Annotated in this window: 11 protein-coding genes and 7 tRNA genes; 11 read left to right on the top strand and 7 right to left on the bottom strand. The window is 62.1% G+C overall.

Annotated elements, in window-relative coordinates:
• Positions 1 to 8: 8 nt before the first annotated feature.
• The 3 genes from sugE to rdgC form a co-directional block, all read right to left on the bottom strand.
• On the bottom strand, positions 9 to 323 hold the full coding sequence (gene sugE / locus M1D78_RS13720; RefSeq protein WP_437420549.1) for a quaternary ammonium compound efflux SMR transporter SugE: 315 nt from the start codon (positions 321 to 323) through the stop codon (positions 9 to 11).
• A 120-nt stretch (positions 324 to 443) separates the two neighbouring features.
• Positions 444 to 1385, bottom strand: coding sequence for a bile acid:sodium symporter family protein (locus M1D78_RS13715; RefSeq protein WP_437420548.1), 942 nt, complete (start codon positions 1383 to 1385; stop codon positions 444 to 446).
• A gap of 118 nt (positions 1386 to 1503) precedes the next feature.
• Positions 1504 to 2424: a recombination-associated protein RdgC gene (gene rdgC / locus M1D78_RS13710; protein ID WP_437421317.1), complete on the bottom strand. Its 921-nt coding sequence runs from the start codon at positions 2422 to 2424 to the stop codon at positions 1504 to 1506.
• A gap of 215 nt (positions 2425 to 2639) precedes the next feature.
• On the opposite strand from rdgC, the gene M1D78_RS13705 reads away from it, so the two are divergent.
• The 3 genes from M1D78_RS13705 to M1D78_RS13695 all read left to right on the top strand — a co-directional run bounded on the left by M1D78_RS13705 (position 2640) and on the right by M1D78_RS13695 (position 3799).
• Positions 2640 to 2715: transfer RNA gene (locus tag M1D78_RS13705), tRNA-Val, on the top strand.
• Positions 2716 to 2728: 13 nt separating this feature from the next.
• A tRNA-Asp gene (locus M1D78_RS13700) sits at positions 2729 to 2805 on the top strand.
• Positions 2806 to 3040: 235 nt separating this feature from the next.
• On the top strand, positions 3041 to 3799 hold the full coding sequence (locus M1D78_RS13695) for an FKBP-type peptidyl-prolyl cis-trans isomerase (protein WP_437420547.1): 759 nt from the start codon (positions 3041 to 3043) through the stop codon (positions 3797 to 3799).
• Positions 3800 to 4506: 707 nt separating this feature from the next.
• On the opposite strand, the gene M1D78_RS13690 is transcribed toward M1D78_RS13695, so the two are convergent.
• Both M1D78_RS13690 and M1D78_RS13685 read right to left on the bottom strand, forming a co-directional pair.
• Positions 4507 to 4582, bottom strand: a tRNA-Asn gene (locus tag M1D78_RS13690).
• 52 nt (positions 4583 to 4634) lie between these two features.
• Positions 4635 to 5831 carry an amino acid aminotransferase gene (locus M1D78_RS13685; RefSeq protein WP_437420546.1) on the bottom strand — a complete coding sequence of 399 codons (1197 nt, stop codon included), beginning with the start codon at positions 5829 to 5831 and terminating at the stop codon, positions 4635 to 4637.
• A gap of 311 nt (positions 5832 to 6142) precedes the next feature.
• Here M1D78_RS13685 and uvrB point away from each other — a divergent pair, with 311 nt between their 5' ends.
• Positions 6143 to 8158 (top strand): excinuclease ABC subunit UvrB, encoded by a 2016-nt coding sequence (uvrB, locus tag M1D78_RS13680; RefSeq protein ID WP_437420545.1) that lies wholly within the window; start codon positions 6143 to 6145, stop codon positions 8156 to 8158.
• Positions 8159 to 8414: 256 nt separating this feature from the next.
• Entirely contained in the window at positions 8415 to 8876 is a 462-nt protein-coding gene (locus M1D78_RS13675; protein ID WP_437420544.1) for an REP-associated tyrosine transposase, read from the top strand.
• 246 nt (positions 8877 to 9122) lie between these two features.
• Here the strand turns inward: M1D78_RS13675 and M1D78_RS13670 are convergent, their stop codons facing one another.
• Both M1D78_RS13670 and M1D78_RS13665 read right to left on the bottom strand, forming a co-directional pair.
• Positions 9123 to 10613 carry an MDR family MFS transporter gene (locus M1D78_RS13670; RefSeq protein WP_457933595.1) on the bottom strand — a complete coding sequence of 497 codons (1491 nt, stop codon included), beginning with the start codon at positions 10611 to 10613 and terminating at the stop codon, positions 9123 to 9125.
• Positions 10614 to 10665: 52 nt separating this feature from the next.
• Entirely contained in the window at positions 10666 to 11700 is a 1035-nt protein-coding gene (locus M1D78_RS13665) for an HlyD family secretion protein (protein WP_437420542.1), read from the bottom strand.
• Positions 11701 to 11804: 104 nt separating this feature from the next.
• On the opposite strand from M1D78_RS13665, the gene M1D78_RS13660 reads away from it, so the two are divergent.
• From M1D78_RS13660 to M1D78_RS13635, 6 genes are all read left to right on the top strand, one after another.
• Positions 11805 to 12734, top strand: a complete 930-nt coding sequence (locus tag M1D78_RS13660) for a LysR family transcriptional regulator (protein WP_437420541.1) — start codon at positions 11805 to 11807, stop codon at positions 12732 to 12734.
• Between the two features lie 63 nt (positions 12735 to 12797).
• Positions 12798 to 14279 (top strand): glutamate--tRNA ligase, encoded by a 1482-nt coding sequence (gene gltX / locus M1D78_RS13655; protein ID WP_437420540.1) that lies wholly within the window; start codon positions 12798 to 12800, stop codon positions 14277 to 14279.
• Positions 14280 to 14401: 122 nt separating this feature from the next.
• A tRNA-Ala gene (locus M1D78_RS13650) sits at positions 14402 to 14477 on the top strand.
• A gap of 48 nt (positions 14478 to 14525) precedes the next feature.
• Positions 14526 to 14601, top strand: a tRNA-Glu gene (locus M1D78_RS13645).
• 50 nt (positions 14602 to 14651) lie between these two features.
• A tRNA-Ala gene (locus M1D78_RS13640) sits at positions 14652 to 14727 on the top strand.
• Between the two features lie 47 nt (positions 14728 to 14774).
• Positions 14775 to 14850, top strand: a tRNA-Glu gene (locus M1D78_RS13635).
• Positions 14851 to 15003 lie beyond the last annotated feature (153 nt).

Here is a 15003-nt window from a genome sequence, read left to right as displayed (position 1 = left end):
CGTGCCGGTTAGTGGCTGAGCTTCAGGCCAAGCATTCCGATGCACACAAGCAGCACGCTGCCCAGGCGCAACAGGCTCGCCGATTCGCCGAACAGGACGATGCCGGCAATCACCGTGCCTACCGCGCCGACCCCCGTCCAGATGGCGTAGGCGGTGCCGAGCGGCAGTTCCTTCATCGCCATGCCAAGCAGGCCCAGGCTTGCCAGCATGGCAGTGATCGTGAGCGCGGACGCGAGTGGGCGAGTGAACCCATCGGTGTACTTCAGACCGACGGCCCAGCCTATTTCAAACAGGCCGGCAAGTAGGAGGATGAGCCACGACATTCTTGTCTCCAGGGACGACGGGTGGGGTCGTCCCCGTGATTGGGTGCAAGCCTGGGGTCGTCCCCAGCGCCGCTATTTTGCATGCGCGGCAGCTGGGAGCAAACCCGGGCGTTGCGCGGATCAGCCGGTGTGGCTTTCGTCTTTCATGCGGCGGTAGATCGTTGCCAACAGCGCGCCGGAAAGGTTGTGCCAGACGCTGAACAATGCGCTGGGTACCGCCGCTAGCGGTGAGAAATGCGCGCTGGCCAGGGCGGCGCCCAGCCCCGAGTTCTGCATACCGACCTCGATCGACAGGGTCTTGCGTTGCGCCAGCGGCAGGCCGAACAGCCGCCCCGCCAGGTAACCAATGCCGAGCCCGAGACCGTTATGCAGGATCACCACCGCCATGATCAGCAAGCCGGATTCGGCGATTTTCGCCTGGCTGGCCGCCACCACGGCAGCGACGATGATCACGATGCTGACCACTGACACCAGCGGCAGCACGTCGACAACATGGTGTACCCGGTTGCCCAGCAGGCGACGCACGATCAAGCCGAGGCCGATCGGCAGCAACACGATCTGCACTATTGAAGTAAACAGCGCTGCAAAATTCACCGGCAGCCACTCCGAAGCCAGCAGCCAGATCAGCGCGGGCGTTGCCAGCGGGGCGAGCAGGGTAGTCACCGCCGTGATCGCGACGGACAGCGCGACATCGCCGCGCGAGAACCAGGCAATGACGTTGGACGCCGTGCCGCCAGGGCAGCAGCCGACCAGGATCACGCCGACGGCGATCTCCGCAGGCAGGCCGAGCACCTGGCACAGTAGCCAGGCAAGCGCAGGCATGATCAGGAACTGCGCACCCACGCCCAGCGCCACCCACAGCGGCCGGCGTGCTACTTCGGCAAAATCCGCCGCTTTCAGCGTCAGGCCCATGCCGAACATGATCAGCCCCAGCAACGGAACGATCCAGGCGGTGGCAGGCAGGAACCAGGCGGGTTGGTAGAAGGCCAGAACGGCAAACAGCAGGACCCAGAGGGCGAAGGTGTTGCCGACGAAGCGGCTGAAGGCGGCGAGGGCACGCATCGGATTTACCTTGTCATTATGAAAGGGCGCGGCGGCCGGCCCTAGGTTGACCCGGCCGCCATCGCATCAGTGAAGACCATTGTGCCGGGCCGGGCTTCGCTAAGTGCCGTCCGGCGCCTCAGAGCCCCTGCGGGACGTCCTCGCCGCCGAGCGCCTCGAACAAGGCCGGCAGGAAGTCCTTGAAGGTCAACATCATCAGCACGAAGCTGGCGTCCTGCTGGCTAAGGTCGTCTTCGCCGCCGTCTTGCTCGGCCTGCTCTTGCAGCAATTCTTCGAAGCGCAGGCGCTTGATCACCATTTTGTCGTCCAGCACGAACGACAGTTTGTCCTGCCAGCCCAGCGACAACTGGGTGACCTGTTTGCCGACCTCCAGATGCTGCTGGATCTCGTCGCTGGTCAGATCTTGGCGCTTGCAGCGCACCACGCCGCCATCTTCGTGGGTGTCGCGCAATTCGCATTCATCGAGCACGAAGAAGTCGTCCGCGGCTTTCTGCGTCTTGACCCAGTCGGTCATGGTTGCGGTTGGCGCGATCTTCACCGTCAGCGGACGCACCGGCAGCGAGCCGATCACTTCGCGCAAGGTGGACAGCAGGTCTTCGGCGCGCTTGGGGCTGGCCGAGTTCACGAGGATCAGGCCCTGCTCAGGCGCAATGGCGGCAAAGGTGCCCGACTTGCGAATGAAGGCGCGCGGCAGGAAGGACTGGATGATGTCGTCCTTGATCTGGTCTCGCTCCTTCTTATAGACCTTGCGCATCTGCTCGTTTTCGATCTCCTCGACCTTTTCCTTGACCGCGTCTTTCACCACGCTGCCGGGCAGGATGCGCTCTTCCTTGCGCGTGGAAATGAGCAGGAAGCCCTGGCTCGAATGAACCAGTGGCGCATCTTCGCCCTTGCCGAACGGTGCGACGAAGCCGTAGGTACTGAGCTCCTGGCTGGCGCAAGGACGGGCGGGCTTGGCGGCCAATGCAGCTTCAAGTGTCTCGACATCGAAGGGGACGTTCTGGGTGAGACGGTAGACGAGCAGGTTGCGAAACCACATGGCGATCTGAAACTCCGGTAGAAGCAAAGCGCGCATTATTCCTGCCGCGCCAACGCAGGCCAACCCTGGCCGTCCGCATTGCCGATCGAAACCACGTTTTTGCCAATAAACCGAGGGCTTTCCTAAGTCTTTGTAAGTTCTTCAATTTTTTTTTCAAAAGGGGGTTGCCAAGGTGGGGAACCCTCTCTAGAATGCGCCCCACTTCGAGAGCAAACGGGTGATTAGCTCAGCTGGGAGAGCATCTGCCTTACAAGCAGAGGGTCGGCGGTTCGATCCCGTCATCACCCACCACTCGAGGTTAAGCGCAGCGGTAGTTCAGTCGGTTAGAATACCGGCCTGTCACGCCGGGGGTCGCGGGTTCGAGTCCCGTCCGCTGCGCCATATTGGCTAGCAAGGAATACTGAACGCCTTGCCAGCACGAAAAAGCGACCTAAAGGTCGCTTTTTTTTCGCCTCCAGAAAAGTCGCTCTGTTCTGCCTGTTTCGTGCGGGCGTCCTCTCTTTGCATTCTATTTACATGTTGGCCGGGTAGGTCCGGTAGCCTACGGGCGAGGGTGGCTGCTAAGCTCCGGCAACTGTTTTGCTACACAACCCAAGTGCGTAATTAAGGATACAGAATGAGACATCATCGTTTGGCGTCTGCGATTGCCCTGGTCGGCCTGGTTCTGGCGGGCTGTGATTCGGAGACCAGCGCCAAGCTGGAAACCCCGGCGCAAAAGGCCTCCTATGGCATCGGCCTGAACATGGGCAAAAGCCTGGCGCAGGAAGGCATGGAGGACCTCGATTCAGCGGCCGTCGCTCAGGGCATCGACGATGCCATTGGCAAGAAAGAGCAGAAGCTGACCGACGAAGAGCTGATGGAAGCTTTCTCCTATCTGCAGACTCGCGCCGAAGAGCGCCTGACCGAGATGAACAAGAAGGCTGTCGAGGACGGCAAGAAGTTTCTCGAGGAAAATGCCAAGCGTGACGGTGTGAAGACCACCGAGTCCGGCCTGCAGTATGAAGTTATCAAGGAAGCCGATGGCGCTCAGCCGGGCCCGGACGATGTCGTTACCGTCCACTACGAAGGCAGCTTGACCGATGGCACCGTCTTCGACAGCTCGATCAAGCGTGGCACCCCGATCGACCTGCCGGTGGGCGGCGTGATCCCGGGCTGGGTCGAAGGCCTGCAACTGATGCACGTTGGCGAGAAGTACAAGCTCTACATCCCGAGCGAACTGGCCTACGGCGAGCAGAGCCCGAGCCCGTTGATCCCGGCCAATTCTGTCCTGGTCTTCGATCTTGAACTGCTGGGCATCAAGGGCGACGAGAACGAAGCCGCTCCGGCTGCTGAAGCCGAGCCTGAGGCTGCCGCTGAAGAAGCCGAGCAGCAGTAATAGATAAAAGCGGTCCGAACGCCCTGCCAATGCAGGGCGTTTTCGTTTCTGCTGGCGTATGGTTCCGCCTTCGTTGACTTCCGGAGGTGAGGGCTGACGCGACCGGGGAGCGGGCGGGGCAACTGCACGCAGCGTCGGCGCTGCATGAATCGCATCGAGTGGTTGTGTAGCGTCAGCTTGCTGCCGAATTGGGGGTGCGTAGGCCTTCGGTGCTTACGGGGCGCTTGAGCGATTGGTCGCAAAAAGCAGAGCCTACAAGGGCTTGTATAAACTCGGGGCTCCGCGACCTGGGCTCGATTGCGCAGCAGAACACGCTTTAGCGCGGCCGCGAAGGGGTGAGAAGCGAATCACCTGGGACAAAGTCCTGGGGCCACAAAAAAGCCCCAGGTTTTCACCTGAGGCTTTCAAATTTGGCTCCGCGACCTAGACTCGACTGCGCAGCAGAACGCGCTTCAGCGCGGCCCCGAAGGGGTGAGCGAAGCGAATAACCTGGGACAGAGTCCCTGGTGAGAGTCTCGGGGCCACAAAAAAGCCCCAGGTTTTCACCTGAGGCTTTCAATTGGCTCCGCGACCTGGACTCGACTGCGCAGCAGAACGCGCTTTAGCGCGGCCCCGAAGGGGTGAGCGAAGCGAATAACCTGGGACAGAGTCCCTGGTAGAGTCTTGGGGCCACAAAAAAGCCCCGGACTAACCGAGGCTTTCAAATTTGGCTCCGCGACCTGGACTCGAACCAGGGACCCAATGATTAACAGTCATTTGCTCTACCGACTGAGCTATCGCGGAACAGCGGTGCGTATCCTACTGTTTGATAAGGAGAAGTCAACCCCTTACCCGATCAGAGCACCTGCACGATAGCGTCAGTGACGTGGTCCAGGTTGCGGGTGTTCAGCGCGGCGGCGCAGATGCGGCCAGTGCTGATCGCGTAGACGCCGAACTCGACGCGCAGGCGTTCGACCTGTGCCGCGGTCAGGCCTGAGTAGGAGAACATCCCACGCTGCTGGGCGACGAAGCTGAAGTCCTGCTTGGCGCCTTTCTCAGCGAGTTGGCGAACCATCGCCAGGCGCATGTCGCGGATGCGGGTGCGCATCTCGGCCAGTTCGGTTTCCCACATGGCGCGCAACTCCTGGCTGTTGAGTACAGCCGAGACGACCGTTGCGCCGTGGGTCGGCGGGTTGGAGTAGTTGGTGCGGATGACGCGCTTGACCTGCGAGAGAACGCGTGCCGATTCATCTCGGCTCTGGGTGACGATCGACAGGGCGCCGACGCGCTCGCCGTACAGCGAGAATGACTTGGAGAAGGAGCTGGAAACGAAGAAGCTCATGCCCGACTCGGCGAACAGGCGCACGGCGGCGGCGTCTTCCTTGATGCTGTCACCGAAGCCCTGGTAGGCGATGTCGATGAACGGGACGTGATCGTTCGCGCGCAGGACTTCGAGAATCTGTTTCCAGTCCTCGGGTTGCAGGTCAACGCCGGTCGGGTTGTGGCAGCAGGCGTGCAGTACGACGATGGAGCGGGGCGGCAGGTTCTTCAGGTCCTCGAGCATGCCGGCGCGGTCGATGCCGTGGCTGGCGGCGTCGTAGTAACGATAGTTTTGCACCGGGAAATCGGCGGATTCGAACAGCGCGCGGTGGTTTTCCCAGCTCGGATCGGTGATGGCGACCACGGCGTCGGGAAGCATGCGCTTGAGGAAGTCGGCGCCGACCTTCAGGGCGCCAGTACCGCCGAGCGCCTGGCTGGTGACTACCCGGCCATCGGCGACCAGTGCCGAGTCGGCACCGAACAGCAGGCCCTGCACGGCCATGTCATAGCTGGCGATGCCGTCGATCGGCAGGTAGCCGCGTGGGGCATTCAACTCGAGCCGTGCCATCTCGGCTGCAGCAACGGCGCGCAGCAGCGGAATTCGACCTTCTTCGTTGTAGTAGACGCCCACGCCCAGATTGACCTTGTTCTGCCGCGTGTCGGCATTGAAGGCTTCGTTGAGGCCAAGGATTGGATCGCGCGGCGCCAGTTCGACAGCGGAGAACAAACTCATGATGGGGAGGCTCGAAAGAGAAGGGAGTGACAGGTGCAACACCCCTCGCTTCGCGCGCGGGGCGGTGCGCAAACGGGGCAAGAGTATAGCGGGCCCAGCCCCTCGTCGCGATATGCTAGGCCGGTTTTTCTGCCTGTAATGGGCCTGTTCGGGGACCGATCGTCCAGAAGCTGCGCGGCGCTCTTGAGATCGAGAAGGTCGGGCCGCATCAAGGGTCTGCGCGCGTCGGTCCGTTGCCCTGGTCAAGTCTGACGGGCTGGTCCGGCTGACGCACGCCGCCGTCGGGCGCATCGCAATCAAGAGAGGTCGATATGTCGCAGTTCGAATTGGTCACGCGTTTCAAGCCTGCCGGCGACCAGCCCGAGGCCATTCGCCAGATGATTGAAGGCATCGAGGCCGGGCTGTCGCACCAGACGCTGCTCGGCGTGACCGGTTCGGGCAAGACCTTCAGCATCGCCAACGTCATCGCCCACGTGCAGCGCCCGACCCTGGTGCTGGCACCGAACAAGACGCTGGCCGCGCAGCTCTACGGCGAATTCAAAGCGTTCTTTCCGAACAATGCGGTGGAGTATTTCGTTTCCTATTACGACTACTACCAGCCGGAAGCCTACGTGCCGTCGTCCGACACCTTCATCGAGAAGGATGCTTCGATCAACGACCACATCGAGCAGATGCGCCTGTCGGCGACCAAGGCGCTGCTGGAGCGATCGGACGCCATCATCGTGACCACGGTTTCCTGTATCTACGGTCTCGGCGACCCGCAGTCTTACCTCAAGATGGTGCTACACCTCGACCGCGGCGACCGGATCGGCCAGCGCGAGCTGTTGCGCCGGCTGACGGGGCTGCAGTACACCCGCAACGACATGGATTTTGCCCGTGCGACCTTCCGCGTGCGTGGCGATGTGATCGACGTGTTCCCGGCCGAATCGGACCTCGAGGCGGTGCGCATCGAATTGTTCGACGACGAGGTCGAGAGCCTGTCGGCCTTCGATCCGCTGACCGGCGAGGTGATTCGCAAGCTGCCGCGCTTCACCTTTTACCCCAAGAGCCATTACGTGACCCCGCGCGAGACGCTGCTCGACGCTATCGAGAACATCAAGGTCGAGCTCAAGGACCGTCTCGATTATCTGCGCAGCAACAACAAGCTGGTCGAGGCCCAGCGCCTGGAACAACGCACCCGGTTCGATCTCGAGATGATCATGGAGCTCGGCTACTGCAACGGCATCGAGAACTACTCGCGCTACCTCTCGGGCCGTGCATCCGGCGAGGCGCCGCCGACCCTCTATGACTATTTGCCGGCCAACGCGCTGCTGGTTATCGACGAATCGCACGTCAGCGTTCCGCAGGTGGGCGCGATGTACAAAGGCGACCGGTCGCGCAAGGAGACGCTGGTCGAGTACGGCTTCCGCCTGCCGTCCGCACTGGACAACCGCCCCATGCGGTTCGACGAATGGGAGGCCGTCAGCCCCCAGACCATTTTCGTCTCGGCGACACCCGGCCCCTACGAGGCCGAGCATGCCGGGCGGGTGATCGAGCAGGTGGTGCGCCCGACCGGCCTGGTGGACCCGCTGCTCGAGGTTCGTCCGGCGCTGACGCAGGTCGACGACCTGCTGTCGGAAATCAACAAGTGCGTGGCCAAGGAGGAGCGTGTGCTGGTGACCACGCTGACCAAGCGCATGGCCGAGGATCTGACCGACTACCTGGGTGATCACAACGTGCGCGTGCGCTACCTGCACTCGGACATCGACACGGTGGAGCGCGTCGAGATCATTCGCGACCTCCGCCTGGGCGTGTTCGACGTGCTGGTGGGCATCAACTTGCTGCGCGAGGGATTGGACATGCCGGAGGTGTCCCTGGTGGCGATTCTCGATGCCGACAAGGAGGGCTTCCTGCGCTCGGAACGCTCGCTCATCCAGACCATCGGCCGCGCGGCGCGCAACCTCAACGGGCGAGCGATTCTCTATGCCGACAACATGACCGGCTCCATGGAGCGGGCCATCGGCGAGACCGAACGCCGCCGTACCAAGCAGATCGCGTTCAACGAGGCCAATGGCATCGTTCCACAGGGGGTGTTCAAGGACGTCAAGGATATCCTCGAAGGCGCCACGGTCCCCGGCTCGCGCAGCAAGAAGCGCCGCGGCGAAGCCAAGGCAGCGGAAGAGGCGGCGCGCTACGAAAACGAGCTCCGCTCGCCGAGCGAAATCACCAAGCGCATTCGCCAACTCGAGGAAAAAATGCTCGCCTACGCACGCGACCTCGAGTTCGAGGCCGCCGCCCAGACACGGGACGAAATCCAGAAACTGCGTGAGCGACTGCTGCAGGTGTAGCGGCCGGAAGGGGTGGCTTGCACACCTTTGTCGGAGCAGGCTCTGCCTGCGACCCATGTGACCGGGGTGGAGGTCTCGGTCGCAGGTAGAACCTGCTCCTACATGGAGCGGTGCGTGCGGGCGTCTGGTGTTGGCCTGCTTGCTGCTGTAGGAGCAGGCTCTGCCTGCGACCAACGTAACGCAAGACTGACAGGCGCGCGGTTGCGGGTAGCTGTATTTATAGGCGGAGCCAGGAAGGCAAAAAGGAGCAATGGATATGCAAAATGCCCGGCCGGGCGCCAGCAGCCTGCGGCGTGGACGATTTTCGGAGCCAGGGCGGATCTACCTCGTCACGGCGGTGACCCAGGCGCGTGAACCACGCTTCGCGGATTGGCGTCTCGGTCGCCTGGTGGTTGAGCAAATGCGCGCAGCGGACGCCACTTGCGGACTCCGTTCGCTCGCCTTCGTCGTGATGCCCGATCATTTTCATTGGCTGTTCGAACTCAGTGACCAACCACTCCACGCGGCTGTAATGCGCATGAAGTCACTCAGCGCCAAGGCCGTCAACGCGGCGTTGGGCCGGAGCGGGCAGGTCTGGCAGCGAGGCTTTCACGATCGGGCTATCCGCCGAGAAGACGATATTCGCGCCGTTGCGCGTTATGTCATTGCCAACCCATTGCGCGCGGGCTTGGTCCAGCGGGTGGGTGAATACCCGCTATGGGATGCGGTCTGGCTCTGATGCGCTCGTCGTTTCGGTTGATCCTGTAGGAGCAGGCTCTGCCTGCGGCCAGGGTGCCGAGCTGTGGCTTGGTCGCAGGTAGAACCTGCTCCTACATGGAGCCGGGCGCAGTGACTAGCTGGAGGCTGCACGAATCTGTAGGAGCAGGCTCTGCCTGCGATGAGTGTTCCGGGCCGCGGCTTGTCGCAGGTAGAACCTGCTCCTACATGAAGCGAGGCGTGCGGGCGCCTGGCAGGTGCGCGGCGCTCAGTGTCCCCCCGCGCCGGCCTGGACGTCCTGCGGCAGGGGGCGGGTGAGCAGTACGGCGACCATGCTCACGGCGAGGGCGATGCCGACGAAGTGAAAGGCGTCGTTATAGGCCATGATTATCGCCTGCTGATGGGTGATCTCACTGAGCCGGCCCAGCGCGGCCTGTTCGCTGCCCAGTTGCGCTGTCAAGGTGGCGAGCCGCTCGGCGACCGCTGGGTTACCCGGCACAACCGATTCGCGCAGATAGTCGAAATACACTTTGCCTCGGCTGTCGAGCAGGGTCGCGAGTAACGCGATACCGATGGCGCCGCCAAGGTTGCGCAGAATGTTGAACAGGCTGGAGGCGGAGCCGGCGTCCTGTGGCTGCACGTAGGCCGTGGCGATCAACGAGATGGTAACCATGATCATCGGCTGGCCCAGTGCGCGGACGATCTGGAGGGGGTGGAACTGCTCACCGGCGAAGTCCGGATTGAGCGCGCCCGAGGCGAAGCTGGAAAGTCCGAACAACAGAAATCCCGCCGCGCAGAGCAGCTTCGGCGCGATCACCTTCATCAACTTGGGCACCAGCGGGATCAAGAATAGCTGCGGGATGCCCATCCACATGATTACCTGGCCGATCTGCAGCGCGTTGTAGTTCTGAATCTGCGCCAGGTAGAGCGGCAGCAGGTAGATCGAGCCATAGAGGCCCAGCCCCATACCCAGGCTGGCGATGCTGGTGAGGCCAAAGTTGCGTTCGCGCAGGATGCCGAGGTTGATCAGTGGGTTAGGTCGCGAAAACTGCAAGATCACGAACAGGATCAAGCTGACGAGTGCCACCGACCCGAGCTGGACGATCAGCGAGGACTCAAGCCAATCCTCGCGATGCCCCTCCTCGAGAAATACCTGCAGACAGCCGAGCCCGAGGGCCAGGGTGACGATCCCTGCATAGTCGGTGCGCTTGAGCAGCTCCCAGTGCGGCGGCTTTCGCTCCAGGCCATAGAGCAGGCCGGCGATCATCAGCAGGCCGGGTGGAATGTTGATGTAGAAGATGTATTCCCAGCCCCAGTTTTCGGTCAGCCAGCCGCCGAGGGTCGGGCCAATCGAGGGCGCGAAGGTCGCCGTGATAGCGAACAGCGCCATGCCTTTGGCGCGATGATGCTCCGGGAGTTTGATCAGCGTCAGGGTGAAGGCCAGGGGGATCAGCGCGCCGCCCGTGAAGCCCTGCAGAGCGCGGAAAACGATCATGCTCTCCAGGTTCCAGGCGAAGGAGCAGAGTAATGACGAGGCGAGAAATCCGACCGATACCCAGACCGCTAATCGCCGCGCGGACAGCAGCTGAACGAGCCAGGCGGTCAGCGGAATCATGATGATCTCGGCGACCAGGTAGGACGTTGAAATCCAGGAGCCTTCCTCCAGCGTCGCGGATAGCGCGCCTTGGATGTCTTTCAGGGAGGAATTGGTGATCTGAATATCCAGCACCGCCATGAACGCGCCCAGCATGGCGCTCATGACGGCAATCCAGTCGCGTCGGCTGGGTTCACCGACCGGCCGGACGAGTGCGTCAGCGGTCACGGAGATCGACCTCGACGTCCACCGACATCCCCGGACGAATGCGGCCCGCAAGCGGCGAGTCGGACGCGAAGGTCAGCTTGATTGGAATGCGCTGCACCACCTTGGTGAAGTTGCCGGTGGCGTTGTCCGGCGGCAGTAGGCTGAACTGAGCACCCGAGGCAGGGAAGAGGCTCTCGATACGGCCCTCGATCGGCGTGTCTGGATAGCTGTCGAACGTCAGTTCGGCGCGCTGGCCAACCCGCATGCGACCGATCTGGGTTTCCTTGAAGTTGGCCTGCACCCAGATCGCCTCGTCCGGCACAACGGACATCAGGTAGGCGCCCACGGCGACATACTGGCCGGTACGGGCCGAGCGCTGGCCAACGACGCCACTGATCGGCGAGCGGATCTCCGTACGACCCAGATTCAATCGAGCTTGCTCGACCTCGGCGCGGGCGGCGTCGATCTGCGCTTCGAGACGCTTGACGTCTGCCTCCAGGGCATCGACCTGCTGGCGCTGCGCAGAGAGGTCGGCCTCGGCCTTCTGCCGCTGCGACCGGGCGACACGAGCGTCCGCTGAGAGCGTAGTAACACGCTCTTCGGACACGAACCCGGGTTTGCGCAGCGCTTCGACACGCGACAGGTCCAATTGGCTACGCGCGAGGTTCGCCTGGGCGGCGCTGACGGCTGCCTGGCTGGCAGCGATCAGGCTTGACTGCTGTGCTAGCCGGCTGCGCGCCTGGGCGAGCTCGGCTTCGCGGATCGCCAGGTTGGCGTGGGCCTGTTGCTCGGCGAGGCGGAAGTCGCCCGGCTCTAGGGTGACCAACAGGTCGCCTGGCGATACGTGCTGATTATCCTGAATGTGCACCTGCTCGATACGGGCTGCGAGCTGGCTGGACACGCGAGTGATCTCGCCTTGCACGTAGGCGTTGTCGGTATGCTCGACGTAACGCCCTGTGAAGTACCACTGCGCGAGAAAAGCCGCGGCAACCAGCAGCACCAATGCGATGAAAATGGAAAGTCGGCGTTGCAGCGTGGCAGGCATGGCGTCGCTCACAGGCATCAATCGAGCCGGACAATCTAGCAGCGTTCCCTTCGAGTAATAAGTCGTTACACTTGCGAAACTTTGTTGCGCACAGGGAACAATGTATGGGCCTGGACGACGCGTTGATCTTCACTCGGGTAGTGGAATGTCACAGTTTCACCGGCGCGGCGACGAGCCTTAGTATGCAGAAGTCGACCGTCAGTCGACGCATCGTTCAGCTGGAAGAGCGGCTCGGTGTGCGCCTGCTCAACCGAACCACACGGCGGCTGCGTATGACCGAGGTCGGCCAGGCCTACTACGAGCGGTGCCGGCAGATCATGCTCGATTTCGCCGAGGCCGAGCAGGCCGTGATGCAGTTGCAACAAGCGCCGGCTGGCCTGTTGCGCATAGCCGCACCGATCGAGTTCGGGCAGTGGGTGCTGGGTCGGGTCATCGGCGAGTTCGTACGCCTGCATCCGGATATCGTCGTGGAGGTAGAGTTGGCTTCGCGTGCTGTCGACCCGCTGGAGGAGGGCGTCGACATCGCGATCGTCGTCGGTCAGCCGGAAGATTCGTCGCTGGTCGCTCGCAAGCTGTTCGAAGCCCGTCGCCGCCTGTGCGCCAGCCCCGCCTATCTGGCCAGACATGGGACCCCCGGCTGTGCGCTCGATCTTTCCGAACACCGCGCTATCGGCCTGTCGCACGACTCGGTGCGCCACTGGCCGCTCACTGAACTGCACGTTGCAAGCCGCCGGGTGCTGACCTGCAACAACATCACGCTGGCGCGCGAGGCTGCGCTTGCTGGTGCCGGCATCGCCGCCTTGCCCTGCATGATTACCGACGCTGAAGTCCGCAGCGGCCGCCTGGTCGAGCTGTTGCCGGACGTAGAATTGCCGACCGGCGAACTCTATGCGGTTTATCCGTCACGGCGCTTCCAGGCGATGAAGGTCAAGGCCTTCCTCGACTTCCTGGTGGCTGCGCTGCCCGTAGAAGGCGGGCAGTTGGTGGAGCCGGTCGATGCACGCCTGTTAACATCGCCACTTTATCCGCGCTGAGCCGGCTAAGCCGGTCACCAGCCCCTTTGCAGTCTTCCCTGTACCTTGAATTCCGAGTACACCATGACCACCGTTCGCACCCGCATCGCCCCGTCTCCCACCGGTGATCCACACGTCGGCACCGCCTACATCGCGCTGTTCAACCTATGCTTCGCTCGCCAGCACGGCGGCCAGTTCATCCTGCGCATCGAGGACACCGACCAATTGCGGTCTACGCGCGAGTCCGAACAACAGATCTACGATGCACTTCGTTGGCTGGGGATCGAGTGGGACGAAGGCCCGGACGTAGGCGGTCCGCATGGCCCTTACCGTCAAAGTGAGCGCGGTGAGATCTACAAGAAATACGCCGACGAGCTGGTCGCCAATGGGCACGCCTTCCCGTGCTTCTGCAGCGCTGAGCGGCTCGACCAGGTGCGGGCCGAGCAGATGGCCAACAAGGAAACGCCGCGCTACGACGGCCACTGCATGCACATCCCCGCCGAGACCGCGCAACAGCGCATCGTTGCCGGTGAATCGCACGTAATCCGCATGAAGGTGCCGAGCGAAGGCGTCTGTCAGGTCGAAGACATGCTGCGGGGTACTGTCGAGATCGGCTGGGACCGCATGGACATGCAGGTACTGATGAAGGCCGATGGGCTGCCGACCTATTTCCTGGCTAATGTCGTCGACGACCATCTGATGGGCATCACCCACGTGCTGCGTGGCGAGGAGTGGCTGCCATCAGCGCCTAAGTTGATCAAACTCTACGAATATTTCGGCTGGGAGCAGCCCAAGCTCTGCTACATGCCGCTGCTGCGCAATCCGGACAAGAGCAAACTGTCCAAGCGCAAGAATCCGACGTCCGTGACCTTCTACGAGCGCATGGGATACCTGCCGGAGGCGATGCTCAATTACCTCGGGCGCATGGGCTGGTCGATGCCTGACGAGCGCGAGAAATTCACGCTGGCGGAGATGATCGAGCATTTCGACATTAACCGCGTCTCGCTGGGCGGGCCGATTTTTGACGTCGAGAAGCTGTCCTGGCTCAACGGGCAATGGTTGCGCGAGCTTCCGGTTGAGCAGTTTGCGGCTGAGGTGCAGAAGTGGGCGTTTAATCCTGAGTACATGATGAAGATTGCGCCGCACGTACAGCAGCGGGTCGAGACCTTCAGCCAGATCGCGCCGTTGGCCGGCTTCTTCTTCGCTGGCGCCCTGAACCTGGACCCTGCTCTGTTTGAGCACAAGAAGCTCGACGCTACTCAGGTGCGTCAGGTTCTGCAGCTGACCCTATGGAAGCTCGAAGCCCTGCGCCAATGGGAGAAGGAGCGAATCACCGATGGTATCCAGGCCGTTGCGACTCATCTTGAGTTAAAACTGCGTGACGTGATGCCGTTGATGTTCGCCTCGATCACCGGCCACGCGAGCTCCGTCTCGGTGCTTGACGCAATGGAAATCCTCGGCCCGGACCTGACACGCTTCCGCCTGCGCCAGGCGCTCGAACTGCTCGGCGGTGCGTCGAAGAAAGAAACGAAGGATTGGGAAAAGCTGTTCGCCGCGATGGGCTGATGACCTGCCACCACTCGTCGGCGATAAGTATTTGTTCCTGCTGCTGAAAATCTTCGCTCAGGGACGAAAATTTCGTTGACACTGCGCAGGGCCGCACCTAATATGCGCCCCGTCCTCGAGACGGGGCTATAGCTCAGCTGGGAGAGCGCTTGCATGGCATGCAAGAGGTCGACGGTTCGATCCCGTCTAGCTCCACCAATCTCGATTGCCACACCGGTTAACGCCGGTTGCCTTTGAAGGGCTTGCGTCCCCTTCGTCTAGTGGCCTAGGACACCGCCCTTTCACGGCGGTAACAGGGGTTCGAGTCCCCTAGGGGACGCCATTATTCAGATTGCGCTGCTCAGGCATCGCAAGTCGGGAGACGTTAAATCCGGGGCTATAGCTCAGCTGGGAGAGCGCTTGCATGGCATGCAAGAGGTCGACGGTTCGATCCCGTCTAGCTCCACCATCCACGATGGACCGCAGCGGTTTTGCGATCTGTTTCGCGAAGGTTTCGTCCCCTTCGTCTAGTGGCCTAGGACACCGCCCTTTCACGGCGGTAACAGGGGTTCGAGTCCCCTAGGGGACGCCATTTTATTGCCCGGTTTGGGCACCAAAGGGTCATTTCTCACGGAATGGCCCTTTTTGTTTTGCGCGTCGTTCAGCTATCAAGCTTTCGTCATGGTGCAGTTGCACGCTGCTGAATGTTCCGTCATAGACCTATTGCGCAACCGTGGCAGGTAGG

It is taken from the genome of Pseudomonas sp. SA195 (assembly GCF_054131565.1).
Note: the sequence above shows the minus strand (reverse complement) of the source record. Positions and strands in the feature narration are given on the sequence as shown.

Coding starts and splice junctions, on each gene's coding strand:
- sugE (WP_437420549.1), bottom strand. CDS start 323: ATGTCGTGGCTCATCCTCCTACTTGCCGGCCTGTTTGAAATAGGCTGG.
- M1D78_RS13715 (WP_437420548.1), bottom strand. CDS start 1,385: ATGCGTGCCCTCGCCGCCTTCAGCCGCTTCGTCGGCAACACCTTCGCC.
- rdgC (WP_437421317.1), bottom strand. CDS start 2,424: ATGTGGTTTCGCAACCTGCTCGTCTACCGTCTCACCCAGAACGTCCCC.
- M1D78_RS13695 (WP_437420547.1), top strand. CDS start 3,041: ATGAGACATCATCGTTTGGCGTCTGCGATTGCCCTGGTCGGCCTGGTT.
- M1D78_RS13685 (WP_437420546.1), bottom strand. CDS start 5,831: ATGAGTTTGTTCTCCGCTGTCGAACTGGCGCCGCGCGATCCAATCCTT.
- uvrB (WP_437420545.1), top strand. CDS start 6,143: ATGTCGCAGTTCGAATTGGTCACGCGTTTCAAGCCTGCCGGCGACCAG.
- M1D78_RS13675 (WP_437420544.1), top strand. CDS start 8,415: ATGCAAAATGCCCGGCCGGGCGCCAGCAGCCTGCGGCGTGGACGATTT.
- M1D78_RS13670 (WP_457933595.1), bottom strand. CDS start 10,613: ATGAGCGCCATGCTGGGCGCGTTCATGGCGGTGCTGGATATTCAGATC.
- M1D78_RS13665 (WP_437420542.1), bottom strand. CDS start 11,700: ATGCCTGCCACGCTGCAACGCCGACTTTCCATTTTCATCGCATTGGTG.
- M1D78_RS13660 (WP_437420541.1), top strand. CDS start 11,805: ATGGGCCTGGACGACGCGTTGATCTTCACTCGGGTAGTGGAATGTCAC.
- gltX (WP_437420540.1), top strand. CDS start 12,798: ATGACCACCGTTCGCACCCGCATCGCCCCGTCTCCCACCGGTGATCCA.